Origin of the sequence: Ancylomarina euxina (genome assembly GCF_003863355.1) — a bacterium.
GTDB lineage: Bacteria > Bacteroidota > Bacteroidia > Bacteroidales > Marinifilaceae > Ancylomarina > Ancylomarina euxinus.
Genome location: NZ_QQWG01000014.1, coordinates 56867 through 72426, shown reverse-complemented (window position 1 = coordinate 72426; position 15560 = coordinate 56867). Strand labels below are relative to the sequence as shown.

Sequence of the window (15560 nt, the reverse complement as noted above, 5' to 3'; positions counted from 1 at the left end):
TTGGATTTTCAATAAGTAAGCATGCTAAATTCATCAACAGTCGATTTAAGACCAAGCTGTGAAGAGCTACTCGTTTCTGACACTGGCACCCAGACTTTAAGTTTCTGCCCAATGTGCAATACATCTCCATTAATCTTATTCCATTTCTTAAGATTATTGCTGGTACAAGCATACTTCATTGCTATTTTATGAAAAAACTCACCCGCCTTCACCACATGAATGATACACTTCTTCCCGCTCGTCAATGACATATTTCGTTCGATATCGTGGTACAAAACTTTAGTTTTGGGAGCAGCATATAATTCAGATTCCTTTTCAACGTAGGCGAGAGCGATATCAACTGGTAAAGTTAACTTAGCTGGCAATTCACTATTGGGGATAAAGTCAAGCTTATAAATAGGGTTCAAACGTCTTAAATCCGCAATTGAAATGTCCAATTCTTTAGAAACCGTCTGGAGAGACAAAGGCTCTTTCACAGTGACATCTGACAGTTTTAAGTAAGAAAACTTCATGTTCTCAGGAGCAATATTGTGCTCCTGATTGTAGTTCATTACATAGTTTACAGCTATAAAGGCAGGAACATATGTTCTGGTCTGATCTGGTAGGAAAGCAGCTATTTCCCAAAAGTTAGTTTTCCCTCCTGAAGCTTTAATCGCATCACGAACAACACCAGGACCTCCATTATAAGCCGCAATAGCTAATTGCCAATCTCCAAAAATTCGATATAAATATTGCAAATACTTGCAAGCAGCATCTGTTGATTTTACAGGATCCATACGCTCATCAACATATGAGGAAATTTTCAGATCAAACATTCGGCTAGCATGATACATGAATTGCCACAATCCTGTTGCGCCTGAACGTGATCTTGCTTTAGGATTTAAAGCTGATTCAATCACAGCAATATATTTTAACTCCAAAGGCAAATCATACTTATCGAGATACTCCTCAAAAATTGGGAAATAAATTTCGCTTAAGCCTAATATCCTTGCCGTTTTATCCCTATGTCTTACAGAATATACATCGATATATCGCTTCACAATATCATTAAAATCAAGCTGAACGGGACTCGCTTCATTCAATTTCTTGATTCGCCAAGAATAATCCTCATTGGTAAATACAGGAACAGCACTTACAGCCAGCACATCATTATTCAAAACTTCGGTCTCATTTTCATTCAACTGACACGGCGTATGTGTATGCTTTATATTTTTGCTTGACCTGTCCTCAGCCCACTTCTTATCTGCCTGACAGACAAAAGGTGCACTCAGCAGAATCACTATGAATAATAAGTTTTTTAGAGCTAATATAGTATCTCTCATCGGGTATAATCACTTCAATTATAAGCATGTATTTTGGCGGAATTAAGATAAGCATTTTATCTTTGCATCAGACCAAATTCAAACAATTATATTGTAATTATAACAATTCTTAAAAGCTAATAAAACGTGTTTATTATTTCTTTGAAAAATATAAGACATAAAAAAAGCAGGTTTTTAAAACCTGCTTTCGTATTATTTATTTTTTGATTCCTTTTCGTCAGTATCTTTTTCCTTTTCTTCGGAATCAGTCGCTTTTTTAAACTCTTTCATTCCCTGGCCCAGGCCTTTCATTAATTCAGGAATTTTTTTGCCCCCAAACAAAAGTACGAGTGCAAATACAATGATAACAACTTGCCATGGTCCAACCATTCCGGCTATTACAAAAAGGTTCATAAGTTTTTTTTTAAGAATTATACCTCACAAATATAACATTTTCACATAAAGTATCAATACATATACCTGAAACACATATCAATCAACTTAATTAAAAGCTTTCATGATATCATTAGCATTGGCAAAAATCAGAAGACCAAATAAAAGAACCATACCCCCAATTTGAGCATACTCCATGAATTTCTCACCAGGCTTGCGTCTAGTAATAATCTCATATAATAAAAACATCACATGCCCACCATCCAAAGCTGGTATGGGTAAAATATTCATAATCGCTAATATAATTGATAAGAAAGCCGTCAGATTCCAGAATGCGTGCCAATCCCAAAATCCTGGAAAAATACTCGCGATAGTACCAAACCCACCAATTGATTTATAGCCTTTTGTCTCTGATGAGAAAATCAACTTAAATTGCTTCAAATAGGACTGCAATTTATCAACACCCTTATTGATACCAGCTGGAATCGCTTCTAGAAAGCTATATTCAATGGCAGCAAATTCAAAATGATTATAAGGTTTCATTGAGATACCCAATAAAGCGTCATCTCCTAATGTAGCATTGAATTCATGGGTTGTATCATCACGTTTCACCTCAAGAGTAACAACCTTTCCTTTATTACTCTGAAGATAAGCCAGGTATTCATCAAAATACTGTATTTTCTTTCCATCTATTGAAAGCAATTCATCACCTTTTTTAAGGCCAGCAATTTTAGCCACGGACTCATCGGAAAAACCAGCTACTATAAAAGGATTCAATGGGATTCTTGGTGTTATAACCGGACTCATTGAAAAACCCTTACTACTCTTTGCTAACAGGTCTGGTACAAAAGTGGATGGAATAACAATATCTATGAGGCTACCATCACGATCAACCTGCATACTTTTAGGATTGTTCAGAAGAATATTGGTTAAAATATCTGTGTATCTCACTTGTTTCTGATGATCCAATTCAAGAATCTTATCCCCATTTTGCAAGCCAATACTCTGTGCTAATGAATCGCATACATAACCGTACTTCACATTCTCGGCAGGAAGATATTCGTCTCCCCAAGCAAATAGAACGGCTATATAAATTGCAAAAGCTAAAATAAAGTTCACCAATACACCACCTACCATGATTAATAAACGCTGGTAAGCTGGTTTCGAACGAAACTCATATGGCTCAGGTGGCAATGCCATTTGTTCCTTGTCCATCGATTCGTCTATCATACCCGATATCTTCACATAACCTCCCAATGGGATCCATCCAATACCGTATTCTGTATCCCCTTTTTTGTATTTAAACAGAGAGAATCCTGGGTTAAAAAACATATAGAATTTTTCTACACGAGCTTTAAAAAGCTTTGCAAAAACAAAGTGTCCTAATTCGTGAAGAACCACCAAAATAGACAGACTCAGAAGAAACTGAGAGACTTTAATTAATATTTCCATTAAATTTCAATTATCAGATACATTTGCCCAAACCATGTTAGGCATTTTCATTGATTAAAAAATCACAACAAGGTAAGGAATTTATAGCAAAGAGGCTGCCAATTGTCTTACTTCAATATCACTAGCAACATAATCCTCATAAACAGGATGAGAAATAAAGCTAGCTTTTTGCATACAAGTTTCAATAATATCACTCATTTGAAGAAAACCAACTTGATTTTTCAGGAAGGCCTCAACCATAATTTCGTTAGCCGCATTAATAATACAAGGCATATTCCCCCCCTTATTCATCGCCTCATAAGCCAAAGCTAGATTTCTAAAATTCTTAGTATCCGCTGGCTCAAAAGTCAGATTTGGATAATCCAGAAAACTGAACCTCTCAAAGCTTGTTTTCAGGCGATTAGGGTAAGTCAACGCGAACTGAATGGGTAACTTCATATCAGGTAATCCCATTTGAGCTTTCATCGAAGAATCTTCAAACTGAACCAAAGAATGAATAATAGATTGAGGATGTACAATCACATCAACCTGCTCGGGTTTTAAGTCAAAAAGCCACTTGGCTTCAATCACCTCAAAGCCCTTATTCATCATACTGGCAGAATCAATCGTAATCTTAGCGCCCATATCCCAATTAGGGTGTATCAGGGCTTGTTTAGAAGTAACATTTTCAAGGAATTTTCTATCTTTTCCTCTAAATGGACCTCCTGATGCAGTAAGGTATATCTTCTCTATAGGATTTTCGAACTCACCAATCAAACACTGAAAAATAGCAGAGTGCTCTGAATCAACAGGATATATACTTACTCCATTTTCTATGGCTAATCTCTGAATAATTTCACCTGCAACAACCAAAGTTTCCTTATTAGCAAGAGCAATATTCTTTTTAGCTTCTATCGCTTTAATTGTAGGTAATAATCCAGAATATCCAACCATAGCTGTCACAACAACATCAATCGATGACATGCTTACTACTTGTGATATCGCGTCTATACCTGCATACACCTTAATATCCTCATCCTTTAAGGCATCAGATAAGTATTGGTATTTATCTTCCCTTGCTATAACAACTACATTGGGTTGATATTTCTTTGCTTGGGCCACCAACAAGTCCACATTATTATTCGCTGTTAATACATCAACAACAAACAATTCTGGATTTGCGTCAACTACCTCTAAAGTTTGCGTTCCTATAGAACCTGTAGATCCTAAGATTGCAATATGTTTACTCATTTAGTCCCTTGCTTTTATATTTGATTATTCTATCAATGAAAATTTACTGATAGAATTTAAAATTTGATATAACTTTCAGGATTCAGCGCTTTACCGTTATGCCACAATTCAAAATGCAAATGAGGCCCAGAAGTCAATTCTCCCGAATTTCCAAGTATTGCAATTGCTTCACCAGCTCTTACGAATTCCCCTGGCTTCTTCAACAATTCCTGATTGTGCTTATAGATAGATACAAGATCTTTTCCATGCTGAATCTGGATCACATAACCCGTATTCAGAGTCCATTCGGCAAAAATTACGGTTCCATCCAGTACTGCTGAAATCCTCTCGTTCAATGGCCCAACCACATCGACACCATAATGACCAATTAGCCCATTATATGAATTAGATATCATACCCTTCAATGGTGTGAAAAAGTGAATGCTTGAAATCCCTCTGGCCTTATTTTCTCCTGAAATAGTCAAGTTAAATTTCTCTTCAGCTTCATGCTCTTTTCTGAATATGGAATCACTTTCAGACTGAGTGAATTGTAAACCTTTGTACTTAGGATCGACAATGGAATCAGCTTTGTCCTCAACCGTGTTTTCAAAATCATTACCAGAAATAACATTCTTTATTCCCCGAAAAAATCGGTCACGTTTCTCCAATTCTGCAGTTAATGAGTCAACCAGGGTCGAGTTCTGCTCAATATTTCGACGCATCTGACCATCGGGGTAGCCAGGAATATATTCGCGTAAAGGCGTAAAGGCAATCAGTATGGTTATAAGAGCAATCAGCACAATTGAAAATAAACCTGCTATAGTAAACACATTTAATCTAGATAATCGAAAAGACAATGCTTCCTCAAAAGTACTCTCGTTAGAGATTGTTAATCGGTACTTATTACGCAGTTTTTTTATAATTGCTTGTTTCTCTTTCACTTCACCCATACTTGTATAAATTTGATTGACTATCCTCAATAGACTCTGTCAAAACTTGAAAGGCAAAGTTATAAGAATTAAGCAAATTATGAGTGAAGCTATTCCGAAATAAAATAAGAAGTCTAAATAGATGTTTTTAAGCATTTTTATAAATATCATAAGATATAGGTATTGTAAGGAAAATGGAAAGCATCTATGTTTGCAGTGTCGAAAGATTTTAATTTTATAATGTTTGATGGAATTCTTTAGAAAAATAAAAATTGCTGTGCTGATAGCGCTAATCCCTACAATGCTTGCATTGACTGGTAATGCTATCTTCAACCTGCATATCCACAAACAAGCCAATGGGAGTTTGTATTCTCATGCTCACCCATTTAATACGCATAATTCAAACAACGGCAGTTCACATTCGCATTCGTGTAACGACTGTGTTTCTATTCATAACTTAACCAGTTTAATATTTGTTGCCATTACAGCTCTTATACTGAGCATGGTGTTCGAAAAACAACTTAGACGCGTTCAGTTTGAATCTTTACAAACAAGATTTGGCTATAAAGCCAGTCTTCTAAACAATAGGCCTCCTCCTTTCTTGGCCTAAACATCTCGGTTCTCCAGTTTATCTCTTTATCCGATTCATATTATTTGTGCATACCTATGGTCTTTAAATCGAGTCTATAAAATCAAATGCATATCCTAAATAATGTGAATCTTTTCTAAAGATTAACTGATTTCCAAACCATAATTCAATACCAATTTCATTTTTACGACCTAATTATCTGGTCTTAAAGCCACAAACTTTATAGAACACTCAACTCAAAATTGAACTGTTTATTCATATAAACTGATTGGGCTTATTTCATACAAACTCAAACAAAAACCACATAATGAAGATTATCGCTAAATTATGCCTTAGCTTAGTTCTAATAGCATCTATTTCTCTAATTTCACTTGCAAAAAACAATACAACTAATATAAAGGGGAAAGTTGTAAATATTGCTAGCAACGAACCCGTATCCTTTGCCAGCGTTGCTATTGAAGGAACCTCAATAGGAGCAGTAACTAATTTTGAAGGGGAATTTGAAATTTTGAATGTTCCTGCTGGACACTGTCATATTATTGCAAGTTGTGTTGGCTTTCGTTCTGACAAGAAACACTTCGATGTTAAACTGGGACAAGCAAACACTCTTACTTTTAAAATAAATGAAGACTTTATTGGTCTCGATCAGGTTGTCGTTACAGCTGATCGAAATCAGGTATCGCGTAAGGATGCACCAGTTGTTGTGAATTCAATAGGAACCAAATTACTTGAGAACACAGCTGCTTCTACCATGGCTGATGGTCTGATATTTTCACCTGGTTTGCGCGTTGAGAATGATTGTAATAATTGCGGGTTCTCTCAGGTAAGAATGAACGGACTTGAAGGCCCTTACACACAAATTCTGATCAATTCGCGCCCAATATTCAGCGGATTGGCTGGAGTATATGGTCTTGAGCATATCCCTCCTAGCATGATTCAGCGTATTGAAGTTGTTCGTGGTGGTGGATCGGCTCTATTCGGTGGTAATGCCATTGCAGGAACTATTAATGTCATCACTAAAGATCCGGTTAGTAACTCATTTAAAGTTGGTGCAAAATACAGCAGTGTAGGCACTGGTGTTAGCGCAAGTGAAAAACCAGCAGGCGATATCATGGTTGATTTCAACGCTTCTATTGTTTCAGATGATAACAAATCAGGCATCTTCCTTTTTGGAATGAAGCGAAACAAAGATGCCTGGGACGCTAATAAGGATGGCTTTTCGGATATTGTCGAATTAAAAAACTTAAGTGCAGGATTCAACGCTTTTCATCGCTTAAGTGATTTATCTAAATTAAACTTGGAATATCATGTTGTCGATGAATTTCGTAGAGGGGGCGACCAACTAGATTTGCCTGCCCACATGTCTCTAATTGCCGAACAAGTTAAGCACAACATTAACTCTGGAAGTATTACTCTCGATCAATTTTTCTCAAAGGAAAGAATCAGCAAACTTTCATTATATGCTTCGGCACAGCATATCGACAGAGCCTCTTATTATGGTGCTGCAACATTGAAAGATGAAAATGGTATTGATCTTCCAAAACCGATTTTCGACAACAGTGCATACGGTGCAACTAAAGATTTAGCTATATCTGCAGGTGTTCAATTCTTCAGTCATTCTGATAATTTACTTTTCGCACCTGCCGATATTACCTTAGGGTTCGAAAATGTGTACAATAAACTAAAGGATAAAAAACTGGCATATAATGATTACAAAAAAGACATTATTGTGCCAACAACCATTATTGCCAACCAAAACTCAAACACAATTGGCGCTTATGCTCAATCTAAATGGGATTTGGGTTTTGCAAGTTTCCTTCTTGGTGCAAGAATGGACTCTTATAAAATTAAAAACACGGTTGATAATTCTGAAATCAACAATACGGTTATCAGTCCACGTGCCAATATGCTATTTAAATTGGATGATGCTATGCAGTTGCGATTAAGTTACGCCAGAGGATTTCGTGCTCCACAAATATTCGATGAAGACTTACATATTGAAGCCTCTGCAGCACGTCGTGTTATTCATAAACTATCTGAGAATTTAAAAGCTGAATCCTCAAATTCCTACACGGTATCTTACGATGTAGACAAGAGCTTTGGAAAGGTACAAACCTACTTCCTAGCAGAAGGTTTTTATACCGATTTGAATGATTCATTTGTGAATGAATACAGTACAAACGACGAGGATGGTAATTTAGTTGCTTACCGTAAAAATTCTAAAGGCGCCATTGTAAAAGGGATAAACTTAGAATTTAAGATCGCACCATCGTACAAGCTCGATTTCCAAATGGGGATGACCCTTCAGTCGAGCAAATATAAAGAAAAAGTTGAACAGGGAGACTTGACAGAAATCATTACTGATAAGATGTTAAGAACACCCAATCATTACGGTTACTTCGCAATGAACTGGAAACCTCTTCACGAATTCACAACTACTCTATCAGGTAGCTACTCTGGATCGATGGATTTGATTCACTTCGGTGTTGAAAAAGATATCAATGGTGTGGCAACGGGCGATCAGCTTGTAAAAAGTGGTGAATTTATGGATGTGGGTATCAACTTTGCTTACCATTTCGATTTGGGTGGCGATGTGAAGTTAGAATTCGATCTTGGAATGAAAAATATCTTCAACTCTTTCCAAGATGATTTCGACAAAGGCGCTTATCGCGATGCCAGTTGGGTATATGGACCACTTAACCCTCGCACCATTTACTTCGGAATTAAACTTGGTAACCTTCTTTAATAGCTAAGGCGCACATTATATAAGTGATTCTATCGGTTAGAGTCGGCGGAGTACAAACTTTAGGCTTGTGCTCCGCTTTTTTTTATATTAATAGGATGGATATCTTTTCATAAATTGCAGGCATTACAAACCAACTAAAAGAAAATGTTTAGAAAATTTATCCTTCTATTAAGTGTTCTCTACCTGACATCCTGTGCGGAACTACAAACCATAGTGAATGAATACGCCGTGGAGCAAGACAGACCTTTAACTTCATTTGATGTGTCTCAAGGCTTAAAAGAAGCTTTACAAATCGGCAGTAAAAATGCCTCACAAATCTTATCGATTGAAGATGGCTTTTATAAAGATGAGCTCGTTAAAATTTTGCTTCCTCCCGAAGCACAAACCATTAGCAAACACATTAAAATGATTCCAGGAGGTGAAGATTTAGTTGATAAAGTGGTTCTAAGATTAAATCGTGCAGCTGAGGATGCTGTTGTTGAGGCTACTCCAATTTTTGTATCTGCCATTACAGAAATGACCATTCAGGATGCTTTTGGCATATTAAAAGGGGATCAGAATGCAGCAACTCTATATCTGAATAATAAAAGCTACTCAAAATTGAGAGATCTATTCCTACCAAAAGTCAAGACCTCTCTGGATAAAAAATTATTGGCCAATATATCAACCAACGAATCCTGGGATATGCTGACGGGAACCTACAACAAGGTCGCTGGAAGTTTTGCTGGTAAAATTGCCAGTCTTGAAACGGTAAACACTCAACTTGACGAATATGTAACCAACAAAGCTTTGGATGCACTCTTTTTGAAAGTTGCTGAAGAAGAATTACAAATAAGAAAAGATCCGATGAAACGTGTCAGCTCCATTCTGAAAAAAGTCTTTAGTCAACAAGACTGAATGAAGCCTTTAAAATCAATTTAAGAATCGCACCTCAAACCACAAGTTTGGGGTGTTTTTTTTATTTTTCCCTAATAAGTATATATATTAAAATGTTAAATTACAAACCCGACATATAGCTTTACAAAATATTTTATATATTTGAAATTCAAAACTACTAAGCTCAGTATAATAAGACATTACAAACCTTAATAAATCCATAATTATTTTCAAAAAACCATCAGAAAATGAAAAACATTTTAAGCATATTATTAATCACCTCTCTTCTATCATCTGTTTTTATAGCTTGTGAGAAAGATGATAACAAGCCTAATCCTCCTGAGATTTCAAATGTTAATATTACGGCTATGACCTATCAAAATGTTACTTTAATTTGGAATGTAACATTAGATAGTTCTGATGAAATATTAGAAAATGGCATTTGTTGGAGCAATAACTCAAATCCAACAATAGAGAACAATAAAATCATGTCTTCTGAAAAAATGGGAGAACAAAATCTCAAGATTGAAGATCTAGATAATAATGAGGAAATTTTCGTGCGAGCTTATTCTACAACTGAATATGAAACGACCTATAGTGATGAATTAAGCTTTACACTATGGCTGGGGGCACCTGGAGAACCCGTTACAGATATAGATGGTAACGCATATAAAACTGTAAAAATAGGAAACCAAGTATGGATGCTAGAAAATCTGCAAGTAAAACATTACAATAATGGTGATGAAATTCCTTTAGTAACATTAGACGAAGATCAGAAATGGTTAAATACTGAGAGTGGTATGTATTGCAAATATGAGGATAATGATAATTTCGGAGATTATTATGGTTTTCTTTACAATGGCTATGCTGTAACCGATGAAAGAAAAATCGCTCCTGAAGGCTACAATATCCCATCATATAAAGAATGGAATGAGCTTTATCATTATTTAGGGCATGATAAATTTCCTTACTACATGCTAATGGAATTCGTATATCAAGCTTGGGATTATAATAAGCCATATGATCCTGAATACCATTTAAGGTTTAAGGATCTCTCTAATTTTGGTGGATTACCTGGTGGATGGAGATTTTTTAAGGATGAGAACTCCAACAAGGCAACGGCATACTCGAAATTGATAACAAAAGCTATATGGTGGTCTAAATCTGGACAAGCTGCCCAAGAAGTATCCAGAATCTTTGAATATAGAATTTACAAAGGAAATCAATCGACTTTGATCACTCAGGTACCCGAAACGGCTGGTTTAAGCATTCGATGTATAAAAGATTCAGAATAAAAACAACTTTCAACATAACAGAAGGCAGATCCTAACTGATCTGCCTTTTCCATTATCGGAGAGTTTTTAATAATCTTCCTAAGTCGCTTAATCAAAGATTGGGTGGCTTTTTTTGCAATTTAAAGCCTCCTTTTGCGTTAAAACAGTAAAAACCATTAAATTTGGTCCCTGAATAACCTTAAACGCATTTTTAAATGAGCACAGATTTGAAGACAGAGAAGAAAGATCAGATTTATAAAATCGTATTAATTTCATTGGGTGTTATATTACTCACCGTTTCTATACTTTTCCTGAAGACATATAGAGAAAACCGACAATATATTGCCGAGATTAAAATTGAAAAAGCAGACCTGGAAACAGAACTTAGAGACCTTTCTCAAGATTACGACTCTCTACAAACTAGTAACGACACTCTAAATCAATTATTAGTAACCGAAAAGGGCAAAATTGATGAGTTATTGGAGAGAATGCGTGTTTTCAGAAACAATTCATATTTCGAAATCAACAAATACAAAAAGGAGATTGGAACACTTAAAGGTGTTCTTCGTAGTTATGTCGTTCAAATTGATTCTCTAAATAGCAAAAATAAAGAATTGAATGCTGAAAACATCCGAGTTAAGAAGCAAATCTCATATGTAAAAGAGCGAAACGAAAAATTGGAAAGCACTACGAAAAACATGGAGGAGCTTATATCAAAAGCTTCAGCTCTGGATGCTACAAATATCGAATGTTCTCCTATCAACAAAAAAGGTAAGTTCATAAAGAAGATCTCTAAAACTGAAAAGCTTAAAGCAAGTTTCACTCTTAGAAAAAATATTACCATCAAACCGGGGCTTAAAACAATTTATGTAAGAATTGTTCGTCCTGACGAGGTTGTTTTAAGTAATCCTGAAGGCTTATTATTCGAATACGAAAATACACAAATGGCTTTTTCAGCTAAGCGTGATATCGAATTTGAAGGCAATGAACTTGAAGTTTCTATTTTCTGGGATAACGATGGTAGCCTGATTCAAGGGGAATATACTTTAGATCTTTTTTCGGAAGGTGTTCATATAGGAAACTCAAGTTTCACCTTAAAATAATAACGAAAAGTATAAGAACTAAAAAATATCATATCCTTAAATCTTGATTTAGGGATATGACATTTTTTCTTTCCAAGACAATATAAATTAATACAAGAGTATAAGCAGTAGTTTAATCACCCAAGGTGCTAAAATAGCGGTTAACACTCCATTTAATGCCATCCCCAATCCTCCAAAAGCACTAAAATCTGGGCCTCTTTCACTAATACTTGCTGTTCCTAAAGCATGTGCTGTTGCACCCAAACTTAAACCAACAGACTTAGGATCATTTACGCCTATTAATTTCAAGTAAGTCTGGCCAAATATGGCTCCCAGAACCCCTACTACTATTACAAAAGCCACAGTCAAGGAAGGAATACCACCCATCTCCTTCGATACTTCAATAGCTATAGGTGTGGTCACCGATTTTGGAGCTAAAGAAATCATCGTTGCCTTTGATGCACCTAACAAATAAGCAGTTATAAATACAGATACGATACCTGTTAAACTTCCGACAATCATCGAGATGATGATTTTCTTAAAATCTGCTTTTATTTCACCTAAGAAACTATAGAGTGCATATCCCAAAGCAATAACCGATGGTGCCAACCAAAAACTGATTACTTGAGTATTTCGCTCATAATCTTGGTAAGATGTATCTGTAAGCAAGAGAAAACTAATCACAAGAACAATTGTGATTAAAATTGGATTCAATAGAGGTGACTTATACTTTGCTTGTAATTTTTTAGATAGGATAAACACAGCCAAAGTGAAGCAGACATGAGCCAATGGCGAATTAAGAAGTTCTTTCATCAAGATCTTTTTTTCATGATTAAACCTACGACAGTCATAACGACTATGGCACTTACAACAATAGCGACAGAAATAGGCAACCACTCCTGTTTAAGAACTCGATAATGACACATTAAACCAACTCCTGCCGGAATAAAAAACATAGCCATATTGTTGAGTAGAAAATTAGCTACATCTTTAACATCCTTTGTTTTAATCAACTTAGATTCCAGGCCAATTAATAATAGTAACATACCGATTATACTACCTGAAAGTGGCAGATGACTATAATAGGATATTATTTCTCCCAATAGCCATAAACCTAAAAATATTGCAACTTGCTTTATTAAAATCATACACAAAAGTAATCGTTAAAATTCTCACAAAACCACTAAAATAGAAAAATCCACCTCAATGGGTGGATTAATCATTTCTAAAAAAAAACCGTGTAATTTATTGTAATTTCATTTCTATTTGAAAAGGGTTCGTGAGCCAAAGGCTCTAAATCCGACTAGCATCGAAACACATCCACTTTCAGTATTCTCTGGATTCTTATTTTGATCGACAATTACTCTAACTATGAACTCGTCCGTACTTTCAACAGAAAAATCCCATGCAGTCGTAAAATCCTCATCTTTGTTATCATACAGAATATTGTATTCTACATCCAAAAGTTGAAATCGAATCTTGCCAAGTTGACCTTCCCCAGCAACCAGAACCCGATATTCCTGATCAGCGTAAAACGTTAATTGCAACTCAGCAGTTTCCCCTTCTGATAGTACAGTATTATTAAGCTGTCCGTTAAAAGTGTATGGGCTTAATAAAGGAATACAGTCTTTCTTCGTAAATTCATTACACTGAGAGAAGGCAAAACTCGAAATACAAGTTAATGCTATAATTAAAGTGATATATCTGTAAATTTTACTCATCCTTAAGATTATTATTTATCATTAAGACTCATTAAACAACTCTACATTTCCGTAATTCGCGTCCGAATTCTATCATTAATAGTCTTCACATCATTCAAGATATTATGAGGAATATTAAGTGTTACCTTATTCCCAATAACTGTCTTTCCTTTTTTAGAAATCAACTTAGCCTGTCCTGATTTCTCTTGTCCAATTTCCTGGAATTTTATATTTAATTCTTTCAGGTCCGGCAAAAAATCTTGAACCCTCTTCTCATTTGAGAACTGCTCCATAAGTGCCAATAAGTTTTTAACAGAATAGCGTTGTTCTACAATTAGTTTGACCATATCGTTTTGAGGAGAACTATTATCCAAGATATTGGTAGCTAAATATAGCGTTTCAATCCAACCGCCAAAAATGATAAGAGCTGCTGTACTTCCTCTTTGATTTTCCTTTAGATAACTATCCGAATCTGTAAATGTTTCAGTAATAATTCTTAATAAAGAATCCTGATTTTGTATATTTTCCTCAAGGCGTTTAGCAATCACTCGCTCTCCTTCTTCGGGAATACCTAACTCACGTGTAAATTTTTTAACAACCACTAAAAATTTAGCGGCATCCTGATATTGCTCATAAATACGAATATAACTTAGGTCTGCTCCATAAACTCCCATATTCAGGGCCTTATCAGCTTGAGTTAAGTAATTATCAGAATTTGTACTTGGGTTCAATAAATCTGGGTGGTAAGGCAAATTCATTCTCTGAATAATATTAGTCACCTCAACAGGTGATGGTACATTATAGAAAATATTCTTAACCTTCTTTAGACTTTGATGGTTGGCAACCAATTCGTCTTTTATATTAGAAGAATCAGGCTTTGTTTTATTTTGACAGGCTACCGAAACGAAAGAAAAGCCTAGCAATATTAAAAAGTAGGACAAACGAATGCTAAATTTGAGCATAGTAGATTAATTTATTGCTTAAAATATTTCAATTCAATAAAACTAAGCCATTTATCTCAATTTTTCAATTCCTGATCTGTATTTTTTAGTTATTGGTAATAAAAAAACAAAGTTAATTTTATCAGTTTCGGTAGCTTAAGCACTAATTTGTGTTGAAAAACCAGCATCCTCTACCATCTTTGCAATTCTCTCTAAATCTTCAAGTTCAACCCTCCTAAGAGTTTCTACTGGTGTATCTCTGGATATCGTATAAATCATCACTTCACGAGGTTGTATTTTTTTCAAATGCTCCAACCACAAATCAATCTCTTCCTGAGAAGTATTATCAATGCTTTCACCCTTATATTCACCTTTAATGAATAAAGTCTGAATAGTAAGATTTCCATTGAATTTTGACAACAGGTCGACCGTTTTTTCTAAGTTGAAAGTACCAACCGGTTGATCTAAAGCAATAATAGTTTCTTCTTTTCCGCCATCTAGTTTTAAGATATTATCCTCAACCTTATTCAAGGCATCAAAAACATCAGGCTTATGAATCATCGTGGCATTTGAAAGAACCGCAATTCTAGCCTCAGGAAAAATCAGGTTTCTAATTTCAATGGTATCATCAATAATACCCGCAAATTCAGGATGCATACATGGCTCGCCGTTTCCAGCAAAAGTAATCACATCAGGTGCTTCACCTTGGTTTTTCATCTCATTCAACTTTTGCTCTAGTTTTTCTTTAACCACTGCCCTAGGATGAAAATTAACCTTATAAGTTTCCTCAGGATTCCAACCACATTCACAATAGATACAATTGAAACTACATAACTTACTATCGTTAGGCAATAAGTTAATTCCCAAAGAAACACCCAAACGTCTGCTCTTTACTGGGCCAAATATGATTTTATCAAAAAGAAAAGTTGCCATATACTTTGAATTTTAGAGGGCAAAGCTATAGAAATATTGCCATTCGGCAAGACTCATGAGCTGATTTAAACTTAAATTACTCAAATAATCCCAATCACTCTTTAAACGAATTATTAATGATTTAACCATTCTTGA

Annotated in this window: 15 protein-coding genes; 5 read left to right on the top strand and 10 right to left on the bottom strand. The window is 35.3% G+C overall.

Going from position 1 to position 15560, the window contains the following annotated elements:
- Positions 1–8 precede the first annotated feature (8 nt).
- From DWB61_RS13055 to DWB61_RS13035, 5 genes are all read right to left on the bottom strand, one after another.
- Entirely contained in the window at positions 9–1322 is a 1314-nt protein-coding gene (locus tag DWB61_RS13055) for a lytic transglycosylase domain-containing protein (protein WP_125031354.1), read from the bottom strand.
- 192 nt (positions 1323–1514) lie between these two features.
- Complete coding sequence (locus DWB61_RS13050) at positions 1515–1715, bottom strand: Sec-independent protein translocase subunit TatA/TatB (protein WP_125031353.1); 201 nt, start codon at positions 1713–1715, stop codon at positions 1515–1517.
- An 87-nt stretch (positions 1716–1802) separates the two neighbouring features.
- Positions 1803–3146, bottom strand: coding sequence for an RIP metalloprotease RseP (gene rseP, locus DWB61_RS13045; protein WP_125031352.1), 1344 nt, complete (start codon positions 3144–3146; stop codon positions 1803–1805).
- Positions 3147–3227: 81 nt separating this feature from the next.
- Positions 3228–4376 carry a 1-deoxy-D-xylulose-5-phosphate reductoisomerase gene (locus tag DWB61_RS13040; RefSeq protein ID WP_125031351.1) on the bottom strand — a complete coding sequence of 383 codons (1149 nt, stop codon included), beginning with the start codon at positions 4374–4376 and terminating at the stop codon, positions 3228–3230.
- Positions 4377–4432: 56 nt separating this feature from the next.
- Positions 4433–5305: a M23 family metallopeptidase gene (locus DWB61_RS13035; RefSeq protein ID WP_125031350.1), complete on the bottom strand. Its 873-nt coding sequence runs from the start codon at positions 5303–5305 to the stop codon at positions 4433–4435.
- Positions 5306–5531: 226 nt separating this feature from the next.
- Here DWB61_RS13035 and DWB61_RS13030 point away from each other — a divergent pair, with 226 nt between their 5' ends.
- From DWB61_RS13030 to DWB61_RS13010, 5 genes are all read left to right on the top strand, one after another.
- Positions 5532–5894: a hypothetical protein gene (locus DWB61_RS13030; RefSeq protein WP_125031349.1), complete on the top strand. Its 363-nt coding sequence runs from the start codon at positions 5532–5534 to the stop codon at positions 5892–5894.
- Between the two features lie 286 nt (positions 5895–6180).
- Complete coding sequence (locus tag DWB61_RS13025; RefSeq protein WP_125031348.1) at positions 6181–8619, top strand: TonB-dependent receptor; 2439 nt, start codon at positions 6181–6183, stop codon at positions 8617–8619.
- Between the two features lie 144 nt (positions 8620–8763).
- Positions 8764–9516, top strand: a complete 753-nt coding sequence (locus DWB61_RS13020) for a DUF4197 domain-containing protein (protein WP_125031347.1) — start codon at positions 8764–8766, stop codon at positions 9514–9516.
- 227 nt (positions 9517–9743) lie between these two features.
- Positions 9744–10790 carry a fibrobacter succinogenes major paralogous domain-containing protein gene (locus tag DWB61_RS13015; protein WP_125031346.1) on the top strand — a complete coding sequence of 349 codons (1047 nt, stop codon included), beginning with the start codon at positions 9744–9746 and terminating at the stop codon, positions 10788–10790.
- 194 nt (positions 10791–10984) lie between these two features.
- Positions 10985–11872 (top strand): hypothetical protein, encoded by an 888-nt coding sequence (locus DWB61_RS13010; protein ID WP_125031345.1) that lies wholly within the window; start codon positions 10985–10987, stop codon positions 11870–11872.
- An 87-nt stretch (positions 11873–11959) separates the two neighbouring features.
- Here the strand turns inward: DWB61_RS13010 and DWB61_RS13005 are convergent, their stop codons facing one another.
- The 5 genes from DWB61_RS13005 to DWB61_RS12985 all read right to left on the bottom strand — a co-directional run bounded on the left by DWB61_RS13005 (position 11960) and on the right by DWB61_RS12985 (position 15425).
- Positions 11960–12664: an LrgB family protein gene (locus DWB61_RS13005; RefSeq protein WP_125031344.1), complete on the bottom strand. Its 705-nt coding sequence runs from the start codon at positions 12662–12664 to the stop codon at positions 11960–11962.
- The gene (locus tag DWB61_RS13000) at positions 12664–12999 is read right to left on the bottom strand and encodes a CidA/LrgA family protein (RefSeq protein WP_125031343.1); all 336 of its coding nucleotides are present in this window, start codon (positions 12997–12999) and stop codon (positions 12664–12666) included. Before DWB61_RS13000 ends, DWB61_RS13005 begins: the two co-directional genes overlap by 1 nt.
- A 114-nt stretch (positions 13000–13113) precedes the next feature.
- Positions 13114–13572 carry a hypothetical protein gene (locus tag DWB61_RS12995; RefSeq protein ID WP_125031342.1) on the bottom strand — a complete coding sequence of 153 codons (459 nt, stop codon included), beginning with the start codon at positions 13570–13572 and terminating at the stop codon, positions 13114–13116.
- Between the two features lie 41 nt (positions 13573–13613).
- Entirely contained in the window at positions 13614–14513 is a 900-nt protein-coding gene (locus DWB61_RS12990; RefSeq protein ID WP_125031341.1) for a hypothetical protein, read from the bottom strand.
- Positions 14514–14648: 135 nt separating this feature from the next.
- Positions 14649–15425 carry a radical SAM protein gene (locus DWB61_RS12985; protein ID WP_125031340.1) on the bottom strand — a complete coding sequence of 259 codons (777 nt, stop codon included), beginning with the start codon at positions 15423–15425 and terminating at the stop codon, positions 14649–14651.
- Positions 15426–15560 lie beyond the last annotated feature (135 nt).

Bases quoted from the DNA above. Each gene is read 5' to 3' on its own strand.
- DWB61_RS13030 (WP_125031349.1), top strand. From the start codon at position 5,532: ATGGAATTCTTTAGAAAAATAAAAATTGCTGTGCTGATAGCGCTAATC.
- DWB61_RS12990 (WP_125031341.1), bottom strand. From the start codon at position 14,513: ATGCTCAAATTTAGCATTCGTTTGTCCTACTTTTTAATATTGCTAGGC.
- DWB61_RS13025 (WP_125031348.1), top strand. From the start codon at position 6,181: ATGAAGATTATCGCTAAATTATGCCTTAGCTTAGTTCTAATAGCATCT.
- DWB61_RS12995 (WP_125031342.1), bottom strand. From the start codon at position 13,572: ATGAGTAAAATTTACAGATATATCACTTTAATTATAGCATTAACTTGT.
- DWB61_RS13005 (WP_125031344.1), bottom strand. From the start codon at position 12,664: ATGAAAGAACTTCTTAATTCGCCATTGGCTCATGTCTGCTTCACTTTG.
- DWB61_RS12985 (WP_125031340.1), bottom strand. From the start codon at position 15,425: ATGGCAACTTTTCTTTTTGATAAAATCATATTTGGCCCAGTAAAGAGC.
- DWB61_RS13035 (WP_125031350.1), bottom strand. From the start codon at position 5,305: ATGGGTGAAGTGAAAGAGAAACAAGCAATTATAAAAAAACTGCGTAAT.
- DWB61_RS13000 (WP_125031343.1), bottom strand. From the start codon at position 12,999: ATGATTTTAATAAAGCAAGTTGCAATATTTTTAGGTTTATGGCTATTG.
- DWB61_RS13055 (WP_125031354.1), bottom strand. From the start codon at position 1,322: ATGAGAGATACTATATTAGCTCTAAAAAACTTATTATTCATAGTGATT.
- DWB61_RS13040 (WP_125031351.1), bottom strand. From the start codon at position 4,376: ATGAGTAAACATATTGCAATCTTAGGATCTACAGGTTCTATAGGAACG.
- rseP (WP_125031352.1), bottom strand. From the start codon at position 3,146: ATGGAAATATTAATTAAAGTCTCTCAGTTTCTTCTGAGTCTGTCTATT.
- DWB61_RS13010 (WP_125031345.1), top strand. From the start codon at position 10,985: ATGAGCACAGATTTGAAGACAGAGAAGAAAGATCAGATTTATAAAATC.
- DWB61_RS13015 (WP_125031346.1), top strand. From the start codon at position 9,744: ATGAAAAACATTTTAAGCATATTATTAATCACCTCTCTTCTATCATCT.
- DWB61_RS13020 (WP_125031347.1), top strand. From the start codon at position 8,764: ATGTTTAGAAAATTTATCCTTCTATTAAGTGTTCTCTACCTGACATCC.
- DWB61_RS13050 (WP_125031353.1), bottom strand. From the start codon at position 1,715: ATGAACCTTTTTGTAATAGCCGGAATGGTTGGACCATGGCAAGTTGTT.